Origin of the sequence: Roseburia sp. AF12-17LB, assembly GCF_003479605.1 — a bacterium.
Lineage (GTDB): Bacteria > Bacillota > Clostridia > Lachnospirales > Lachnospiraceae > Roseburia_C > Roseburia_C amylophila.
In genome coordinates, this window is sequence record NZ_QUHR01000001.1 from 418,713 (window position 1) to 438,478 (window position 19,766).

17 protein-coding genes are annotated in these 19,766 nt (G+C 39.8%); all 17 read left to right on the top strand.

Going from position 1 to position 19,766, the window contains the following annotated elements; translation table 11 throughout:
- Positions 1-8 precede the first annotated feature (8 nt).
- The 17 genes from rffA (at position 9) to DWV68_RS01940 (ending at position 19,755) form a co-directional block, all read left to right on the top strand.
- Positions 9-1,142 carry a dTDP-4-amino-4,6-dideoxygalactose transaminase gene (gene rffA / locus DWV68_RS01860; RefSeq protein WP_118056476.1) on the top strand — a complete coding sequence of 378 codons (1,134 nt, stop codon included), beginning with the start codon at positions 9-11 and terminating at the stop codon, positions 1,140-1,142.
- Between the two features lie 29 nt (positions 1,143-1,171).
- Positions 1,172-2,188 (top strand): NAD-dependent epimerase/dehydratase family protein, encoded by a 1,017-nt coding sequence (locus tag DWV68_RS01865; RefSeq protein ID WP_118056475.1) that lies wholly within the window; start codon positions 1,172-1,174, stop codon positions 2,186-2,188.
- Positions 2,189-2,207: 19 nt separating this feature from the next.
- The gene (locus DWV68_RS01870; RefSeq protein ID WP_118056474.1) at positions 2,208-3,353 is read left to right on the top strand and encodes an ATP-grasp domain-containing protein; all 1,146 of its coding nucleotides are present in this window, start codon (positions 2,208-2,210) and stop codon (positions 3,351-3,353) included.
- Positions 3,350-3,706 carry a transporter gene (locus tag DWV68_RS01875; protein WP_117698685.1) on the top strand — a complete coding sequence of 119 codons (357 nt, stop codon included), beginning with the start codon at positions 3,350-3,352 and terminating at the stop codon, positions 3,704-3,706. The genes DWV68_RS01870 and DWV68_RS01875 overlap by 4 nt, the downstream gene beginning before the upstream one ends.
- 3 nt (positions 3,707-3,709) lie before the next feature.
- The gene (locus DWV68_RS01880; RefSeq protein WP_117698686.1) at positions 3,710-4,042 is read left to right on the top strand and encodes an EamA family transporter; all 333 of its coding nucleotides are present in this window, start codon (positions 3,710-3,712) and stop codon (positions 4,040-4,042) included.
- Positions 4,043-4,054: 12 nt separating this feature from the next.
- On the top strand, positions 4,055-4,999 hold the full coding sequence (locus tag DWV68_RS01885) for a glycosyltransferase family 2 protein (RefSeq protein WP_118056473.1): 945 nt from the start codon (positions 4,055-4,057) through the stop codon (positions 4,997-4,999).
- On the top strand, positions 4,980-7,916 hold the full coding sequence (locus tag DWV68_RS01890) for a YfhO family protein (protein ID WP_197420794.1): 2,937 nt from the start codon (positions 4,980-4,982) through the stop codon (positions 7,914-7,916). The genes DWV68_RS01885 and DWV68_RS01890 overlap by 20 nt, the downstream gene beginning before the upstream one ends.
- Before the next feature lie 5 nt (positions 7,917-7,921).
- On the top strand, positions 7,922-9,874 hold the full coding sequence (locus DWV68_RS01895) for a DUF2142 domain-containing protein (RefSeq protein WP_118056471.1): 1,953 nt from the start codon (positions 7,922-7,924) through the stop codon (positions 9,872-9,874).
- A gap of 90 nt (positions 9,875-9,964) precedes the next feature.
- Complete coding sequence (locus DWV68_RS01900; protein ID WP_118056470.1) at positions 9,965-11,743, top strand: hypothetical protein; 1,779 nt, start codon at positions 9,965-9,967, stop codon at positions 11,741-11,743.
- Positions 11,736-12,644, top strand: a complete 909-nt coding sequence (locus tag DWV68_RS01905; protein WP_118056469.1) for a glycosyltransferase family 2 protein — start codon at positions 11,736-11,738, stop codon at positions 12,642-12,644. Before DWV68_RS01900 ends, DWV68_RS01905 begins: the two co-directional genes overlap by 8 nt.
- A gap of 56 nt (positions 12,645-12,700) precedes the next feature.
- Positions 12,701-13,669: a glycosyltransferase family 2 protein gene (locus DWV68_RS01910; protein ID WP_118056468.1), complete on the top strand. Its 969-nt coding sequence runs from the start codon at positions 12,701-12,703 to the stop codon at positions 13,667-13,669.
- 104 nt (positions 13,670-13,773) lie between these two features.
- Positions 13,774-14,187 carry a sugar 3,4-ketoisomerase gene (locus tag DWV68_RS01915; protein WP_022244453.1) on the top strand — a complete coding sequence of 138 codons (414 nt, stop codon included), beginning with the start codon at positions 13,774-13,776 and terminating at the stop codon, positions 14,185-14,187.
- 12 nt (positions 14,188-14,199) lie between these two features.
- Positions 14,200-15,297, top strand: a complete 1,098-nt coding sequence (locus DWV68_RS01920) for a DegT/DnrJ/EryC1/StrS family aminotransferase (RefSeq protein ID WP_118056467.1) — start codon at positions 14,200-14,202, stop codon at positions 15,295-15,297.
- A gap of 13 nt (positions 15,298-15,310) precedes the next feature.
- On the top strand, positions 15,311-16,300 hold the full coding sequence (locus tag DWV68_RS01925; protein WP_118173000.1) for a GNAT family N-acetyltransferase: 990 nt from the start codon (positions 15,311-15,313) through the stop codon (positions 16,298-16,300).
- A 15-nt stretch (positions 16,301-16,315) separates the two neighbouring features.
- On the top strand, positions 16,316-17,323 hold the full coding sequence (locus DWV68_RS01930) for a glycosyltransferase family 2 protein (protein ID WP_118088230.1): 1,008 nt from the start codon (positions 16,316-16,318) through the stop codon (positions 17,321-17,323).
- Positions 17,324-17,349: 26 nt separating this feature from the next.
- Positions 17,350-18,267, top strand: a complete 918-nt coding sequence (locus tag DWV68_RS01935; RefSeq protein ID WP_158564702.1) for a glycosyltransferase family 2 protein — start codon at positions 17,350-17,352, stop codon at positions 18,265-18,267.
- A 15-nt stretch (positions 18,268-18,282) separates the two neighbouring features.
- On the top strand, positions 18,283-19,755 hold the full coding sequence (locus tag DWV68_RS01940; RefSeq protein ID WP_118172998.1) for a flippase: 1,473 nt from the start codon (positions 18,283-18,285) through the stop codon (positions 19,753-19,755).
- Positions 19,756-19,766: the final 11 nt, after the last annotated feature.

The following is a 19,766-nucleotide window of genomic DNA, read 5'->3' on the forward strand; positions in this document are numbered from 1 at the left end:
GATGAAAAATGATTAATTTCAACGAACCACCTTATATGGAAAAAAGCATGGACTATATCCGTAAGGCGGTAGAAAATAAGAAAATATGTGGGGATGGAGAATACACAAAGAAGTGTAATGCCTGGTTAGAAGAACATACAGGAACAAAAAAGGCATTACTGACAACATCCTGTACCCATGCAACAGAGCTTGCAGCAATTCTGTCAGAAATTAAGCCGGGAGACGAAGTAATTATGCCGGCTTATACCTTTGTGTCAACAGCAGATGCTTTTGTACTAAGAGGGGCAAAGGCAGTATTTGTAGATATCCGGCCGGATACCATGAATATCGACGAAAAACTGATTGAACATGCAATTACGGATAAGACAAGAGCAATTGTTCCGGTACATTATGCCGGGGTATCCTGTGAAATGGATACTATTCTTGCAATAGCAAAGAAATATAATCTTCTGGTGATTGAAGATGCAGCCCAGGGTGTGATGTCTTCTTATAAGGGAAAAGCACTTGGAACCATGGGAGATTACGGATGTTACAGTTTTCATGAGACGAAGAATTACAGTATGGGAGAAGGCGGAGCACTTTTAATCCGGGATGAGAAAAATGTAGAGAATGCAGAAATTGTCCGGGAGAAAGGAACAAACCGTAGTAAATTCTTCCGGGGGCAGATTGATAAGTATACCTGGGTAGAAGCGGGGTCTTCTTATCTGCCAAGTGAATTGAATGCAGCATATCTTTATGCACAACTTGAAGTAGCGGATAAGATTAATGAAAAACGTCTGTCTATCTGGAACCGCTATTGGGATGGATTGGAAAAATTATCTGATGAGGGTAAAATTGCCCGCCCAACGATACCGGATGGTTGTGTACATAATGCACATATGTTTTATCTCAAGGCCAGAGATTTAGAAGAAAGAACAGCTTTAATCAGTTATTTAAAGGAACAGGGTGTACAGGCGGTATTTCATTATATACCATTACATACAGCACCGGCAGGTCAGCGTTATGGTGTATTTGCTGGAGAAGACCGTTATACAACAGTGGAAAGCGAGAAGCTGGTTCGATTACCGTTGTATTATAATCTGTCATTGGAGCAGGCAGATTATGTAATTGATAAGGTCAATGCATTTTACAAAGAGAGATAAATGAAAATACAGGAAAGAGGATTAAGGATATGGTTGTTATTATTGGGGCAACAGGATTTATTGGAATGTATACGGTAGACCGCTTTTTAGAAGAAGGCTATGAGGTGCTGGCAACTGGAAGAAATGCAATCATGAAGCAGGAACTGGAAGCAAAAGGCGTTACCTGTGTGTCATTGGATATTTCGAAAAAAGAAGATTTTGATAAATTACCGACAGAAGGTGTAGAGGGTGTCATTTTACTGGCAGGTCTGCTTCCGGCAAATGCACCGGTGGATATCAGTGCAGATGAGAATGCCGCAGACTATATCCGTATCAATGTAGAGGGAACCATTAATGTGCTGGAATACTGCCGGAAGAATGGCATTAAGAAAGTGATTGCTACCAGCAGCTATGCAGATGTAAGAAATGCATGGAAAAAAGGCGTTGCCTTAAAAGAGACAGAGCCGAGAGATTTCATGTATACTGGAGACCATGCGGTATATGTGATTTCCAAAAATGCCGCCAATGATGTGATGGAATATTATAATGAGCAGCATGGCATGCAGTGTGCATCTTTCCGCCTGCCACCGGTATACGGAGTAGGACCTCATTCTGAGATTTATGTGAATGGTAAATATTATAAGACCGGAATCCAGACCTTTATTGAGAATGCAGAAGCCGGAAAAGATATTGAAATCTGGGGTGACCCACAGATTTCCAGAGACATTATTTATGTAAAGGATGTTGCGAGAGCATTTGTGCTGGCATTACGCAGTGATAAGACCTATGGTCTTTATAATATGACATCCGGTACAGAACTTACTTTAGAGGAGCAGGTGCAGACCGTTATTGATGTATTTGGACCGGGTAAGGGTTCTAAGATTGTCTATCGCCCGGACAAGCCAAATAATACACCATCCTTTTTGTTTGACATGACAAAGGCGAAGGAAGATTTCGGCTTTGTACCGGAATATCTTTCTTATCGTGCAATAATGGAAGATTATAAAAAAGAATTAGAAAGCGGAAGATGGGATAAGTTCATCGCAAGCCGCCGCAAGGATAAATAAGTGCCGGGAGGATGGCAATATGAAGAAAATTGTAATTATAGGAGCGAATTCTTTTCAGAATCCGCTCATTTTAAAGGCAAAAGAGATGGGATATGAGACACATGTATTTGCATGGAAAGATGGCTCTATCGGAGAGAGGACAGCAGATTATTTTTATCCTATCAGCATTGTGGAAAAGGAAGCAATCTTAGAAGAATGCCGGAGGATTCAGCCGGATGCAGTTGCAACAATAGCATCTGATCTTGCCAATATTACCGTGCAGTATCTGGCAGAGCAGCTTGGATTACCACATAATTCTGACAACTGTATCTATATATCTACCAATAAATTTGCTATGCGGGAAGCTTTTTCGAAGCATGGTGTGCCTACACCGGGCTTTGTCAGTGTATGTGAAGGGGATGATTATGCGGCGGCTGTAGCAGATATGCAGTTTCCAATGATTGTAAAACCGACCGACCGTTCCGGAAGCCGCGGTATTATGAGGGTGGAACGTCTTGAAGAGATTGCTCCGGCAGTGGAAGAGGCAGTGCGTAATTCCTTTGAAAAGAAGGCAATTATTGAGGAATATATCGAAGGCAATGAATATAGCTGTGAATGTATTTCTTATCAGGGCAGACATCATGTACTGGCGGTGACAAAGAAATATACCACAGGATATCCTCATTTTATTGAGACCGGACATATGGAGCCGCCGGAGCTTTCTGAAATCGAAATGAACCGGGTGAAGGAATTTATTCCGAAGGCACTGACAGCCCTTGAGATTGAAAATGGTGCTTCTCATTCAGAATTTAAACTGGATGCCGATGGTAATGTACGAATCATTGAAATCGGTTCCCGTATGGGTGGCGACTGTATTGGCTCCCATCTGGTATATTTATCTTCCGGATATGACTTTGTCCGCATGGTAATTGAGACTGCTTTGGGACAGGAACCGGAACTGACACCGGCACATGAGCCAATGTGCGCGGGAATCCGCTTTGTGTTTACAAAGAAGGATCTGGATGTCTTGGAAGAGATTAAGAGCAAAAGTCCGGAACTGCTTCAGATGGTCAGTGAAATGGAGCCGGTAGGAGAACATCAGGTAGTAGACAGTGGAAGCCGTTTTGGTTATTACATTCTGGCTGGAAAAAATCAGGCAGAGATTAAGGATTGGTTGGAACGATGAGTAAAGTAGAAGGAAAGAAAAAGTGGATACTGCTGATTTTACTGCAGCTGGTAATTATGATATACACATTATCCGGTGTGGCAGCGAAGTTTGCAGCAGGATATGAGTTTTTATCCATGGGATTTATTCTGTGTTACGGAGTGGAAATCTGCATCCTTGGATTGTATGCCATTTTCTGGCAGCAGATTATCAAAAGGGTTGATTTGTCGGTAGCATATGCAAACCGGAGCATTGCGATTCTATGGTCTATGATCTGGGCAGCGCTGATTTTTGGAGAACATATTTCGGTACAGAATATTATTGGTGTCCTTCTGGTAATTGCCGGCACCATGATTGTGAATAAGGAGGGTTAAAAGATGATATACTGGCTTTTTCTGGTGGCATCCGTAGTAGTAGCTTCCTTTTCGCAGATTTTGTTAAAGAAAAGTGCTGCAAAAAAATATGATAATGTAATAAAGGAATACTTAAATCCATATGTCATCATCGGATATGCCATGATGGTAGGAACTACCGTATTGACGATTCTGGCATATCATGGAATTGAATATAAGAATGGCCCGGTCATTGAATCCCTGGGCTATATCTTAATTATGATTTTAAGCTTTTTCTTTTTTAAAGAGCCGATTACAAAACGTAAAGTATTTGGAAATGCACTGATACTGCTTGGCATTATCGTGTTTTACTTATAGGAGGGTATGAAAATGGATATATCAGTTGTAGTTCCGGTCTATGGATGCCGGGCAGCACTGCATGAATTGCATAGACGTCTGGTGGAATCAGTAAGCACCATCACCGATGATTTTGAAATTATTCTGGTAAATGATGCCTGCCCGCAGAATTCATGGGAAGTAATCGAAGAAATCTGTAAGGAGGACAGCCGCGTAAAAGGGATTGAATTATCCCGGAATTTTGGACAGATTATGGCAATTACTGCAGGACTGGATGCCTCAAAGGGAGACTGGGTAGTGGTGATGGACTGTGATTTACAGGACCGACCGGAAGAAATCCCGAATCTTTATCGCAAGGCTCAGGAAGGTTATGATGTGGTCTTTGCCAGACGAGCACATAGAAAAGATTCTTTCTTAAAGGTATTGGTATCTAAAATATTCTATAAGATTTATTCCTTTGCATCGGATGGACACTATGATCCGGCAATCTGTAATTTCAGTATCAGCAAACGTGTGGTAATCGATAATTATTGTAAAATGCGGGAAATGCACCGTGCCTTTGTTATCTATGTAAAATGGCTTGGCTTTAAACAGACAGCCATTGATGTAGAGCATGATCAGCGTTTTGAGGGAAAATCTTCTTATAACATGAAGAAGCGTTTTAAGATGGCGGGAGAGATTTTAACTTCCCAGTCAGATAAACTTTTGAAATTCACCATGGGCTTTGGATTCCTGATGTCCATCATTTCAGCAATGATAATTATCGGACTGATTATCTATTATTTTACCGGTCATGTGGCAGCAGGCTGGACTAGTATCGTAGCAACCAACTGTCTCATCGGAGGAATTATTATTATGGTAGTCGGTCTGGTAGGCATTTATGTAGGAAATATCTTTATGCAGTCAAAACAAAGACCATTATATGTGGTGCGCCAGATGCTGAATGAGGAGAAGGAAGATGCAGATTCAAGTCGATAGGAAGAAATGGTTAAAAAATGCAGCAGTATTGTTTGCAGAACTGGTTCTGATTCTTGCAGGGCTGGTTCTGGTGGGAACAGTTGGAGCAAGAGGTTTTGACAATCTGAATGTATATACCACCATCTTCCCACAGTATCAGGATATGGATGAAGTGTTAGCAGGGGCTAACGACCTGATTCCATCGGAGGATGGAAATGGTTATGTGACAGGGAAAGATACTTATTTTGTAATTCCGGTGGATTCGGATAAGTTAATTGATCTTGAGATGAGTCGTATTGAGGGCGAGGGAATCTTAGGAGAAATCTGGCAGTCGGAAAACGAGACCTTTGCAGAAGAATCGTCTCCGTATACTTTTGAACTGGGGCACAACCCGGTTCAGGTAAAGAAAACAACAAAGTATATCCGGGTTAAGATTTCTTCACAACCCGGAGTTCATTATAATCTGTCAAGGATATCTTATCGAAATCCATTTTCTGTTTTTGCAAGAATAAATAAAAGTTCAATTATAACAACAGCCTTTGCATTATGGGGGTTATGTATTCTTTTACAAGTTATGCAATTAGTATTCAAAAATTGCAAAAAGGGTCGCAATTTTTTGCATATAGTATTATACACTGGTTTTGTTGGAATAACTATAGCATATGTATTTCATGATTTTATCTGGGGAGAGAAATTGTTCTTATATATGGATATAGGTTCGGATACGATACAACAATATTATCCATATTATATGAACTGTGTAAGAAGAATATCGGAAGGTTCATTTTCTATCTGGAACTGGGATTATGGATTAGGAACCAGTTTAATCAATAATATTTCTCAGACATTGGATTCTTTTGGTTTATTTGTAATTTTAGGTGGAGTTGTTTTCGGAATAGGAAAAGTAAAACGACTTTTAGTAGTTGCACAGATATTGAAAATTATTCTCTCGGCATTGTTGTGCCGGTACTTCTTAAAACTCTTTCATGTAAGTGAGAGGGCTGCTTGTATTGGTGGATATTTATATGCATTTAATGGATATTTGATGCTTTGGGGACAGCATTATCTCCTGGGAACAATCTGCATTTATCTTTTGTTAATATTGATTTTTTTAGAGAAGCTGATACAGGAATTCAAAGTAAGGTATGTTATGGGACTGGGTATTTCTGTTGCAGCATCAATAATTTACAGTTATTACAATACTTATATGGCGTTGCTGTTTGTTGGCATTTATTGTGTCTTGCGCCTTTTAAACCCAAACTTGAATTGGCCTTTAAAAGAGCGTATAAAACGTGCATTTACAATTTTGGGAAGTATTATTTGTGGGGTACTGGCAGGGGCAGTATCATTACTTCCGGCAGCATCATATCTTACATCCAGTTCATCAAGATTAGATTCAGATATGTCGGCGTTGACAAAATTCTTTCATGGATTATTCTCCGTATACTCTATAGAACAGAATTCAGAAATAGCGGGGCGGATGATATCAAATAATCTATATTACATCAATGACATAAATGCTAGTAGTGGCTGGGGAAATTATTATGAAATGCCTAATATATGCATTACAATTTTTATTTATTTTTTCCTTGGGCAGTTATTAGTACAGAGTATAAAAAAATGTAAGAGTTATAAGAATGCATTATACGGTATTCTTATAACTTTTGTTGGAATTCTACTGGTGTTTAATCCGGGAATGGCAATTGCATTTAATGGATTTGCTTATGCACAGGCAAGGTATACATTCGTACTTATGCCGGTTGCAGCATTACTTGTAGCAGTAGAATGGGATAGACTGACAAGAAAAAAGGAATTTAGTTTTATTGGTCTTGGTCTAGGACTGATAAGCAGTTTGTATATTGCTATAAAAGCGTATAACAAGGCATCATTAGAGGTAAGGAGTTATGATGCAGAAATCATAATGCTGCAAATATGTTTTGCACTTCTTTTGCTGGTAATGTTTCTTTGGAAAAATAAGCAGGGGCGTAAGATTGTAGAAAGCTTACTAATAGTGTGCGTGCTGCTTTCAACATGCACAGAAACCTATATGACAACTAGCCAGAGAGGTACTGCTTATACAACGACAGAGGCAATTGGCTATGATGGTAAAACAATGACGAATGATACTATAGAAGCAATCAGATATTTAAAAGAGAATGACAACACCTTTTTTAGAATGGACAAAACATATACATTTTTATCAACTTTTGGGGATTCTCAGGTAGCAGGTTATTCTGCTGTGACAGACTATAACAGTACGATTAATCGCAATCTGTCAGAATTTTATAATATGTTATATACAGGAGCCATTGTGTTGGATGCACAACGCTTCTTCATATACTCTGATGAGTCTGAAGTATATCCAATGAGTTTGATTAATTTAAAATATGTATTGACAACAGAAGAAGTGGGATATCCATGGGGAAAATTGATTAGGAAAATTGGCAGTGTTTATATTTACAGAAATAAGTATGCTGATTCTGCGGCATCCTTTTACACCAATACAATTTCTCAGAGTGAATGTGCTGCAATGGATGAGACAGACCGGCGTATGCTGTTAAAAGATACCTTGATTGTGCCGGATGAGCAGGCTGCTTTACATGAAACAGAACGTGGAGAAGTAAAGCTTGGAGATTTTGTGGCAGATGGAAAATATTTTACCGGAACTATTTCGAATGAAAAGGAAGGCTTTCTGCTTCTTACAATTCCAGACCAGGATGGATGGGAAGTTTATGTTGATGGTAAGAAAACGGAGACTATCAATGGAGATTATGGTTTCATGGCAGTAAAACTTACTGCTGGCAATCATGATATTAAAGCAGTTTATCATATTCCATATATGAAACAGGGAGCGGTAATGAGCGTATTTGGTGTATTGCTGCTGGTAGGATATTGCTTATGGTTATATCGTAGAGATAGAAAGAAAAAACAGGGGTAAGGTAAATGAAGGAAAAGTTAAAGAAGATACCACCAAAATATATCGTGGCAGGGGTAATCCTCATTGTTATGTTATTGCTATTGATAAAACATCGCAGTATTTTCTATAATTCAAGGCAGGACAATTACAATGACATGAGTGGTGAAGAGGAAAATATTGCAGCAGAGAATGCTGTGATTTCTCAGTATTTTACTGTTTCCGGTAACATGCAGAATATTGCGCTTCTTATGACGAATGATTCAGGAGAAGACGTTACGATTCAGGCGATGCTTAGGGATGCAGAGACGGATGAGGTATTAAGTGCAGTAAAATGTAATGTGCCAAAGTCTACTGGAACAGAAGAAGTAGTAAGCATGGAACTGACCTTAGATGGGGTAGAGGGAACACGTAGTGTTTATCTGACGTTAGAAGAGGAGACCAAGGCATCGGAGGTATATTATTGTGCCTTGGCCGGAGATTATGAACAGACACTTCTTGTTAATGAAGAGGCAACGGCTGCAAGACTTCGTATGTCGGTAGTCTATGGTGGTGGACTCAATAAGACATTTTTCATTCTGTTTGCGCTGGGAATGGCAGTGGTAATCGGAATCTTTGTAATGCCGGTAAAATGGGCAAAGCCGGAAAATATGGTACTGATACTGGTTTTTGTGATGGGACTTAGCATGGCAGTAATCAATCCGGCATTTCAGGAATGTGACGGACCTTCCCATTTCTACCGGAGTATGGACGTGTCCTATGGAAATATACTTGGTTCCTTTGCTAATCTCACACATGAAGATGGTGTGATTTATGTGCCGGAAAATGTACAGGAAATTGCTTATCGTAAGCTGACACCAAATGGCAGTGAAGGAACAGGGTATCTGGAGTATTTACAGACACATAAGTTTTCTAAAAATAAGATAAAGATGACTTATTATGACAGTGTAACTTCAGTAGTGTACTGGCCACAGGGACTTGGAATCTTCCTTGGAAGGACGTTCAATTTCAGTATTTATGGTGTAATATTGATGGGACGTATCTTCAATTTGCTGGCATATATGGGTTTGGCATATGCGGCGGTACGGTTAATGCCGTTTTATAAGAATCTTATGGCAATGTTTGCAGTGATGCCTTTAAGCATTTATCAGGCATCCTCTCTTTCCCAGGATGCAGTATTAAATGGTGTGGGCTTCTTATTTGTAGCACTGTGCTGTTACTATGCTTTTGATGAAAAAGTGAAGCTGAACTGGAAGAAGACACTGGTGCTTGGACTGTTATTATTGACTATGTTCTTAAGTAAATATGTCTATGCGTGTCTTGGCCTTTTGGTATTTATGATACCGAAAGATAAGTTTAACAGCAGAAAAGATTACTGGAAATCCTTTATAATCGCATTACTTCCGTTCGTCATCTTAGGCGGCTATGTCATGTTCCGGGTATCCTCCGGAATCAGCGGGTTACAGGCCGGTGCTGGTGGCGGTGCAGACACCATGACACAGATGCAGTATCTGAAAGCATATCCAATTGCTGCGATAAAGGTAATTATTTCAACATTAATAGTAAACCTGAATGACTATTTACAGCAGTTGAATATGCTTGGAAGCATGAATTATCCATTAACTTTGCTTGCGGTAATAGGACCTTGCTTCCTTTTAGGTGTTGGTCTATTAGACGGTCAGGAAGTAAGAGGACGGATTAAGATACGACACCGGATTATTATGCTGCTTGCTTTTATAATCACTTTTGCAGCAATTATGATGGGACTTTATATCGGGGATGGCATTGCCAATCCGGTAGGTTCTTCTGTCATCAATGGTATTCAGGGAAGATATTTTATTCTGATGCTGATATTACCGTTTCTGGCGCTGGGAAGTGACCATGTGAAACAGGACATCAGACATTTTACGGTAAAATGTTCCGGAATCATGGGCATCATGCTTTTATATGCAGTATTTATGCTGGTGAACACCTGTTACTAAAGGAAGATAGAATAAAGAAAAGCTAGAATAAAGAAAAGTTGGAACAAAGAAAAACAAAGGAAGACTTAAGGAAAAGGGAGAAAACATACGATGGGATGGAACTTTGGAACTACAATTTTTTATGGAATAGCAGTGATTTCACTTTTAAGTGGTGCATTCTTTAGCTATAAGTCAGAGCGGAAGCAGGCAGGAATGACATGGATTGCATTGTTGTTGATTCTGATGAACTGTTATCACACATTCTGGGCAGCAATCCTGAATGTAATTCATATTCCGGTTAATATTATTTCAATGGGAATCATTGACTTGCTTACCGGCGGATTGCTCTGGTTCTTTATCGTAAAGAAAAAGAAATGGCAGAGGTATGAATTTGCCATAGCAGATGCAGCATTTCTTGTAACCGCAGTGGCAATTATTGCAGTATTTGCCAAGGTAAGATATGGCGGAATGGCATTAAATATCAATTTCCTGACCATTGACCCGGCAAACCATTTCCGGGCAGCGATGGATTTAGTAGAGACCGGAACCGTAACCAGTATGTTTTATGAGACGGTGTTAAATGGACTGCTTTTTGAATTCTTAGCTCCATTTGCACCGGTGGATTATTTCTATCGATTCTTCGTCTTAAGTGAACTGATTCAGCTATTGATGTCGGCATTTATCTTCTATGGAATTGCAAGAAGGTTAAGCAAAGACCGGTTTGGCAGAGTGGCAGCTTATGTCCTGTCCTTTATCTATATGATAGGCTATCCGATGTGTTCTATGCTCTATGGCTTTGTTTACCTTGGCATGGGCGTAACGGTTATCGGAATGATTATTATTTTGACAGACGTTTATTTAAAGGATGATATGCCAAAATGGCAGAATATTGTATGTCTGATGTTAGGCTGTCTGGCTATCTTTGAATGTTATGTGATGTTTATGCCGGTTACCTTCTTTGCTTTGATTACCTGCATTTTTGTAAAACAGTTTAAAGTAAAGAAACTGGTATCCAAAGATACCGTGGCAATCTGTCTGACGGTATTCCTGTTCCCATGCATCGTAGGCTTTTATTATACGTATGCAGGTATCTTTACCAATGGCGTGACGGTATCTTCTGCACTGGTAAATGAGGGAGCCTGCTACCGGGATTTGTTTTCAAACTTTGTACTGTTTATTCCATTGATGCTCTTTGGATTCTATGGGATGTGTAGGAAGAAGGAGAATAATCTGGTATTGTTTTTAGCACCGTATACGCTACTGTTTGCTTTATATCTTTTCATGAAGACAGTAAATGGACAAGCATCTACCTATTATTTTTACAAGATTCATTTCCTGTTGTGGCTGATTGCGTTGGTATTGGTCTATTATGCAGTTGTCTATGCAGAAAAGCAGACAAAGGTACTGATAACCGGAAGCTTTGTGATGTGGGCATTTTTAACAGGAATGTACCTTGGCAAGATAGAGGAGAAAATTGCAATCCATAATGATTTGATGATTTCTACTTATAAGGCAGAGGATTTTAATGATATTTTGCGTTATAATTATGTGTCATTTGGCATGCCGGGCTATTCTAAGGAAAAGGAAGAACTTTATCACTGGGTATATAATGAATTAATCAGCAAGGGTGAAGAAATTGTGCCGATGGCAGGATACTGGGAAGATGATTTATGGTATCAGGCAATTTCAGACCAGCGGTATTATGGCTGGGGACAGAGTGACCCGGATCATACAGATTATTTCAATCACCTGAATGCATCTGATGCCAGCTATATTCTGGTATTAAAAGACAGCCAGATTTATGCGGATGAACAGGCTTATTTTGATTCATTAGAGAGAATATATGATACCGGGATAGGTTTTGTGGCAAGAAAGGAATTGTATGAGTAAAAAAGTAAATGTATTACTGTCTGCTTATAATGGAGAAAAGTATATTAAGGCACAGATTGACAGTATTTTAAATCAGTCCTATACCAATGTGGAACTTTATGTCAGGGATGACGGCTCTAAAGATGGAACCCTTGCAATTGTAAGGGAATATGAAGAAAAAGGACTGCTTCATTTGGAAGCAGGAGAGAATGTGGGCTTCGTAAAAAGCTTTGAATGGCTCATTGCAAATGGCGGCGAAGCAGATTATTATGCTTTCAGTGACCAGGATGATGTCTGGTTTGAAGACAAGATTAAGATGGCAGTGGAAAAATTAGAACATGCAAGGGAAGATGTGCCGGTATTGTATTTTTCCAATTATGATTTCTATGACGGAGATTTAAATTTCATGGCGCACCGGGATGGGAAGACGCCGAATATTTCTTTTGTGAATTCATTGGTGGATTGTGTGTCTCTTGGCTTTAACAGTGTATTTAACCGCAAAGCAAAGGACATGGTAACAGAGCAGATGCCGGAGAAATCTACCGGACATGACTGGTGGATGTATATGGTCTGTGCTGGAATGGGCGAAGTAATCTATGATGAGCGTCCGACGGTAAAATACCGCAGACACAATAATAATGTCAGTGATGGTGGGGACAGCTTTATTAAGTTTCAGATCTGGCGTTTTAAACGTTTTTTCCTGAATCATTATTTCCATCATATTCATGAGCAGATTAAGGAATATGGCAAGCTTTATAAGGACAGGATGACACCGGAGAATCAGAAAATCTTAGACCTTTTTACCAAAGACGGCTTTCATCCGCTGATTGCACTGCGCAAGGTTTTTTATCCGAAAAAGTTAAGACAGAAGGTAGTAGATGAGATATTTGTACGTCTGGTATTCCTCATCGGCAGACTGTAAGTTGCAAATTTTAAGAAAACATAGTAAACTGTATAAGTTAACAAGAAGGAGCAACGATGAAATTTACTGTTTTAATTGTAACTTATCATCCAGACTGGACGAAATTGTTAGTAACTCTGGATTCTGTCATGGCACAGACCTTTAAGGATTATGAAATCGTAGTCTCAGATGATGGTTCAGAAGAAAACTGTTTTGATAAGATAGAAGCATATTTTGCAGCACATCAGTTTGCAGATTATACCCTTGTTCCTCATGAGAAGAATCAGGGAACGGTAAAAAATCTCATAGATGGTCTGGCAAAAGCAAAAGGAAAATATGTCCGGGATTTTGGCCCGGGAGATGCATTCTATAATGAACATACCCTGCAGCAGGTGTATGACTTTATGGAAGAGAACCGGTATGAGTCCTGCTTTGGTCTGATGCGGGGGTATTGCCGCAGGAAAGATGACGGTGTAGATTATGTGGAATTTCCGCATCCCTTTGATTTATCTCCGTATAAGAACTGGAATGAGGATAAGATTGTAAAGAATCTGGTGCTGTATCGGGACAATGCTTCCGGTGCATGTACCTGTTATACCGTAGACTATTATATGACTTATCTTAAGAAGATAGAGGGAACGGTCATTTATGCAGAAGATATTTTTCAGATGATGGCAGGCTTAGATGGCAGACCGATGCATTTCTTCCCGGATTATCTGGTATGGTATGAAGCCGATACCGGAGTATCCACTAAGAAGAAAAGCAGCTTCTCGGAGCTTCTTGCACAGGATGTAGACCGTTTCTATGCCATGATTCAGGAGCAGTACAGCGATAATCCATATGTGAAGAAGCAGAAAAAGGTATTGGGATTATATAAAATCAGAAACCTTTATCTTCGTACTTTGTTACGGCTGTTCCGCAATCCGGATGCCATCCGTTATCTTATAAGCCATATGCTGCAGGCACGAAAAGGCGCATACCGGCCATTACATCAGCAGAAGGGATTTTTAGATAATCCGGAATTCGGCAAAGAAAAAGCAGAGTAAGAAGAGAATTGAAACAGGAACTAAAATAAGAGCGAAAATAGAAAGTAACATAGAAAAGAAACGAGAAAAGCAGAACACAGGAATGTGGAAGAAGGAGAATGTCCATGGAAGTGATTAAGTACAGATTTCAGCAGCATGGGGATGAACGCGGTCAGCTGGTAGCATTGGAAGAGATGCGTGATATTCCATTTGAAATTAAGCGTGTTTACTATATGTATGATACCGTCGATGGTGTACGAAGAGGCTATCATGCACACCGGTGTTTAGAACAGATTCTGATTCCGATTCATGGAACCTGTAAGATTCATCTGGATAACGGCAGTGAGACGGCAGAGGTCTTATTGGACAAGCCATATGAAGGCTTATATATTGCAAATAATATGTGGCGGGAAATGTATGATTTCTCCGAGGATGCAGTGCTGATGGTACTGGCATCAGAATATTATGATGAAAATGATTATATCAGGGATTACGATAAATTCCTTGCATTTGTAAAAGAGGAAAATAAGGATAAGTAAAGGAGAATTGCCATGAAAATACCATTTGTGTCATTTGAGAAAATGCATGATGAAATTAAGGACGAACTTACCGGAAAATTTCAGCAGGTTTTAGCGAAAAACTGGTTTATCCAGGGAGAAGAATTAGCAAAGTTTGAAGAAGAGTATGCCGCATATTGTGGCGTGAAATACTGTGTCGGTGTAGGCAACGGACTGGATGCACTGTTCCTTCCACTGAAAGCATATGGAATCGGGACAGGCGATGAAGTCATTGTTCCATCCAATACCTTTATTGCAACTGCACTGGCAGTTTCTTATACAGGTGCAACTCCGGTATTTGTAGAGCCGACTTTAGAGTCCTTTGACATTGACCCGGCAAGAATCGAAGAGAAGATTACCGATAAGACCAAAGCAATTATGGCAGTACATCTTTATGGACAGCCGGCACCAATGGATGAAATCATGGAGATTGCAAAACGTCACAATCTGAAAGTAATTGAAGATTCTGCACAGGCACATGGTGCACTCTATAAGGGAAAACATGTGGGAAGTCTTGGAGACGGAGCCGGATTCAGCTTTTATCCGGGCAAGAACTTAGGCGCATTAGGAGATGCAGGAGCTTTTGTAACCAATGATAAAGAGCTGGCAGATAAAGTACGTGCCCTTGGCAACTACGGTTCTGATTATAAATATCATCATATCTATCAGGGAAATAACTCCAGACTGGATGAGATGCAGGCAGCTTTCTTAAGAATTAAATTAAAGAACTTAGACCGCTGGAATGCAAACCGTATTGAGACAGCAGAGAAATATCTTGCCGGAATTAAGAATCCGGAAATCGCTCTGCCAACTATAATGCCGGATACGAAGCATGTATTCCACATCTTTGCAATCCGCTGTGCACGCAGGGATGAATTAGAGAAGTTCTTAAATGAAAAGGGAATTGGAACCAATAAACATTATCCGATTCCAATGCATCTGCAGGGCGCATATGAAAGCCTTGGCATCAAAAAGGGAGAGCTTCCACTGGCAGAAGAGATTTCTGCAACAGAGCTTAGCATTCCGATGTACTATGGAATGACAGAGGAAGAAACCGGATATGTCATTGATGCAATCAATGCATTCAAATAGAAGAGGAGAGACTATGTTTCGATTTGAAAAATATGAGGACAGTTTAGAGGAACAGTGGGATAAATTTATCACAGAAAAATCCATAAACGGAACCTTTTTACAGAGCCGCCGGTTCTTCAATTATCATCCGGCAGGCAGATTTAAAGATGTATCTTTGGTAGTATATAATGAGAAAAATAATATCGCAGCCCTGATTCCTGCATGTGAATTGGAGCAGGATGGAAAAAAGGTATTTTTCTCCCACAAAGGAACCACCTTTGGCGGTATCATTATCGACAAGAAGCATCACAATGCCAAACATGTAGTGGTATTAGTAGAAGAATTAAAAGATTATCTTAAGGAGCAGGGCTATAACGAGGCTTATCTTAAGATGACTTCCGATATTTTCTCAGAAGTAGAAAGTGATTTATTCCAGTATGCATTCCAGCATGCAGGCTATACGGAGCATAAGGAACTGAGCACTTATGTAAACTATGCTACCTATAAAGAGGCAATTCTATCTAACTTTGCACAGGGAAAACGTACCAATGTACACAACTGTGAGAAGGAAGGTCTGGAATGCAGACCGCTGACGACAGATGATGAGATTAAAGAATTCTATGATATTCTCTGTGAGAACCTTTCCAAGTATGATACCAGACCGGTACATACTTTAGCAGAGCTCTTAGATTTCAAGAATGACCGTTTTCCGAAGGAATGTGGCTTCTTTGGCATTTTCAAAGAGGATGAAATGTTAGCTGGCTCCATGATGTTTTATTTCGATAAAGTAGGCTGTGCCCATACACAGTATCTTGCTGCAAGACAGGCGTTTAATAAATTAAGCCCGATGACCTTTATGTATTATTCCATGATTGTGGAAATGAAGAATCGTGGCTATAAACGGATTTCCTGGGGAACAGCAACCGAAGATTTAGGTAATTATCTGAATATGGGACTGATTACCAGCAAAGAAGACTTCGGAAGCTCCTATTGTAATAACCTGACCTACTCCATTACATTGTAGGCACTGGAGGATAGTATGAAAGTAAGCGTCCTTGTGACTTTTTATAATCAGGAAGATTATGTGGATGAGGCATTGCAGAGTGTCTTTGACCAGAAATGTGATTTTGATTTTGAGGTGCTGATTGGTGACGATGGTTCTACCGATGGCACCATGGCAAAATTACAGAAATGGAAGCAGAAATATCCGGACAGAATGGAAATCTATGTGATGGACCGGGAACCTGGTGTGAAATACAACAGCAGCCAGCGGGCATCAAGAAACCGTCTGAATCTTTTGCAGTATGTAAAGGGAGAGTATTTTGCTTATCTCGATGGGGATGATTTCTATATCGATGACCATAAACTGCAGAAGCAGGTAGAGATTATGGATCAGCCGGAAAATGCAAAATATGCAGTCTGTGCCCACAATGTCTATGCCTATGATGAGAAGACGAAAGAAAATACACCATTTTTAAACTGCAATCATACGATGAAATTAAAGGGAACAACCTATTGGGGACGTTTCTATTTCCATCCGGATTCTATTCTGATGCGAAGTGCCTATATCAAGGATATTCCGATGGATGTGGTAGCAGATTATTTTAATGATAATACCATTACGTTCTGTTTTATCAAGCATGGGGATGTATATTATATGCCGGATATTATGGCGAGCTATCGTCAGACCGGAGACGGCATCTGGACGGGAAATTCCAGGTTTATCAACTATCTTAGAAATTTGATGGACTATGACTTGGAGCAGAAGATTGCACCGGAATTTATCCGCTACAGTCTCGTACGTCACCGGGCAGATATGAGTTTCATGCATAAATGTAAGGAACAGCCAGCCGGAGAAAAGGTGGCTTTCTATGAGGAAAAGATAAAAAAAGACGGACTTACAGTATCCGAGGCGTGGTTAGAATATTGCAAGACCGGAAAGATGTCTGATAAAAAGGCATTAAAATTATACCGGAAGGCAATGCTTTGGTATTTTGTATGCCATGTAAAATGGCTGTTCATTGACAGTTTATTATTACACAATTAGGATATCTGGAATGGATGGAATCAAAGATGAGTGAGAAGAAAAAATTTGGCTTTGTGGTATTGCATTATTGCACTCTTGATATGACAAAGAAGTGTATTGCGGCAATTCAGGAGAAAATGGCACAGGCTGATTATGAAATTGTGGTAGTAGATAATGCGTCCGGCAACGGAACCGGTAAAGATTTAGCAGAGTGCTATAAAGACACAGAGCATGTAAGTGTTCTTTTGAGTAAGGAAAATCTCGGCTTTGCCAAAGGCAACAATCTTGGCTATGTATATGCAAGAGAAGATCTGCACTGTGATTTTATCTGCGTGATGAATAATGATGTGATTTTATTGCAGGATAACTTTGCACAGCTGGTGGAGGCAGCCTATGAAGCACATCAGTTTGCAGTAATGGGACCGCATATTGAATTAAAGGATGGCAGGGAAAATGCCATGTATTATGAAATTGCATCCATTGAGGGTTTGAAAAAAGAACGCCATGTATATGAGACGAGATTAAAACACATTACCTCTTCCATTTATCCGCTTTGGAATCTTTGGGACAGAGCAAAGCTGCTGCTTCGCATCTTCCTTGGAAAGATTCATGTCATGCCGGAATTAAAGAAACATGAAGACTGCACAGAAGGCTCCTTGGAATATCAGGATGAGCTGGTACTGCATGGCTGCTGTCTGATTTTCTCGCCGATTTATCTTACAAAATATAAAGATGCATTCGTACCGGATACCTTTATGTTCCGGGAAGAGGAACTTTTATATTTAAGATGTAAAGAAGCGGGAATACCGATGGTATACTGTCCGGAGGTAAGAATTCTTCATCTTGAGGATATCTCTACGGATTATATTTATAAGACCGAGCGCAAAAAAGAAATCTTTAATCTGGAGAATCAGATTAAATCGCTTGGAATTCTCTTGGAACATTTAGAGGCAATGCAGAAGTAACAGCGAGGACATATTGTGAAAGAAGTAAAATCAATCAAATTTAACTTTATAATGAATCTGATTCGGGTTTTGATGACAATAGTATTCCCGCTGATTACCTATCCATATGCAACGCGGGTACTGAATTCTGCCGGAGTGGGACGGGCTGCCTATGTAGCATCCATTGTCAGCTATTTTCAGCTGGTAGCATCCTTTGGTGTTAATAATTATGCCATTACAGAGGGTGCAAAAATCCGTGACGATAAGGCAAAATTAAATAAATTTGCTTCGGAGATGTTTTTCATCAATCTGGTATTTACGGTGCTTGCTTATATCGGATTTGCAGGTGCGTTGTTCCTGCCGAAGTTTGACGGCTATGAAATGCTGCTGTTAATCAGCAGTTCTACGGTTCTATTTACCACCCTTGGTATGGAATGGCTCTATGAACTGTTGGAAGAGTATGAGTATATTACGATTCGTTCTGTCATTTTCCAGGTAGTAGCACTTGTAATGCTATTTGTGCTGGTACGGAATGAAGGTGATGTGGCATGGTATGTGGCATTGACTGCGGTATCTACCGTTGGCTCCGGTGTGCTGAATTTTATTCACAGCAGACATTACATCCATTTATTTGAAACAAGAGTCCATTGGGCTGATATCAAGGTTCATATGAAACCGATGGTATATATGTTTGGCGTTTCGATTGCATCTGTTATTTATCTCAATTCCGATATTACAATGTTGGGATGGATGAAGGGAGATAAGGATGCGGGAATCTATACAACGGCATCGAAGATGAATCAGGTTTTGTGTACGCTGATTAAATCTCTGAGTACGGTTATCATGCCCCGGATGGCATATTATCTTGAAAATGACCAGAAGGATAACTTTGACCGACTGTTAAAACAGGCATTCCGTTTTATGATGATGTTAATTGTACCATGTATGGTGGGTATGCTTTTGATTTCGCCGGAAGTCATTCATCTGATATCCGGTAAGAATTACAGCGAGTTTTTCCCGAGTGTTACAACATCGAGAATTCTTGCCATCAATTTGTTCTTCTCGCCGATTAACGGCTTTATTGCATATCAGATATTTATGCCAAAGAAGAAAGAGAAGATTATTTTCTGGGCAACCTTGGGTGGCGCAATCAGTAACCTTATCATTAACTACCTGCTGATTCCGGTATTAAGCTACGATGGAGCAGCAATTGCTACCGTACTGGCAGAGGCAATGGTAATGTTAATCTGCATTATCTTAGGACATAAGATGATACCGTTTAAGGGAATGATGCAGGGTGTCTGGAAATATGTCATCGCATCCGTTCCGATGGTCATTGCATATGTGCTGTTTCAGAAGGTAACTTTCAGCAGTTATTTGATTTATATGTTACTGATGATTATAATTGGAGTAGTAACCTATGGCATTATGCTTTTAATCTTAGGGGATGAACTGGTGCGTGAAGAAGTACGCATGATATTTGGAAAATTGAAACACAATGAAAAATAAGGAGGATACAC

What these genes read in the sequence shown, in the direction of transcription:
- DWV68_RS01935 (WP_158564702.1), top strand. Translation starts at nt 17,350, where the DNA reads ATGAGTGAGAAGAAAAAATTTGGCTTTGTGGTATTGCATTATTGCACT.
- DWV68_RS01900 (WP_118056470.1), top strand. Translation starts at nt 9,965, where the DNA reads ATGGGATGGAACTTTGGAACTACAATTTTTTATGGAATAGCAGTGATT.
- DWV68_RS01865 (WP_118056475.1), top strand. Translation starts at nt 1,172, where the DNA reads ATGGTTGTTATTATTGGGGCAACAGGATTTATTGGAATGTATACGGTA.
- DWV68_RS01930 (WP_118088230.1), top strand. Translation starts at nt 16,316, where the DNA reads ATGAAAGTAAGCGTCCTTGTGACTTTTTATAATCAGGAAGATTATGTG.
- DWV68_RS01925 (WP_118173000.1), top strand. Translation starts at nt 15,311, where the DNA reads ATGTTTCGATTTGAAAAATATGAGGACAGTTTAGAGGAACAGTGGGAT.
- DWV68_RS01890 (WP_197420794.1), top strand. Translation starts at nt 4,980, where the DNA reads ATGCAGATTCAAGTCGATAGGAAGAAATGGTTAAAAAATGCAGCAGTA.
- DWV68_RS01895 (WP_118056471.1), top strand. Translation starts at nt 7,922, where the DNA reads ATGAAGGAAAAGTTAAAGAAGATACCACCAAAATATATCGTGGCAGGG.
- DWV68_RS01920 (WP_118056467.1), top strand. Translation starts at nt 14,200, where the DNA reads ATGAAAATACCATTTGTGTCATTTGAGAAAATGCATGATGAAATTAAG.
- DWV68_RS01905 (WP_118056469.1), top strand. Translation starts at nt 11,736, where the DNA reads ATGAGTAAAAAAGTAAATGTATTACTGTCTGCTTATAATGGAGAAAAG.
- DWV68_RS01870 (WP_118056474.1), top strand. Translation starts at nt 2,208, where the DNA reads ATGAAGAAAATTGTAATTATAGGAGCGAATTCTTTTCAGAATCCGCTC.
- DWV68_RS01910 (WP_118056468.1), top strand. Translation starts at nt 12,701, where the DNA reads ATGAAATTTACTGTTTTAATTGTAACTTATCATCCAGACTGGACGAAA.
- rffA (WP_118056476.1), top strand. Translation starts at nt 9, where the DNA reads ATGATTAATTTCAACGAACCACCTTATATGGAAAAAAGCATGGACTAT.
- DWV68_RS01885 (WP_118056473.1), top strand. Translation starts at nt 4,055, where the DNA reads ATGGATATATCAGTTGTAGTTCCGGTCTATGGATGCCGGGCAGCACTG.
- DWV68_RS01880 (WP_117698686.1), top strand. Translation starts at nt 3,710, where the DNA reads ATGATATACTGGCTTTTTCTGGTGGCATCCGTAGTAGTAGCTTCCTTT.
- DWV68_RS01875 (WP_117698685.1), top strand. Translation starts at nt 3,350, where the DNA reads ATGAGTAAAGTAGAAGGAAAGAAAAAGTGGATACTGCTGATTTTACTG.
- DWV68_RS01915 (WP_022244453.1), top strand. Translation starts at nt 13,774, where the DNA reads ATGGAAGTGATTAAGTACAGATTTCAGCAGCATGGGGATGAACGCGGT.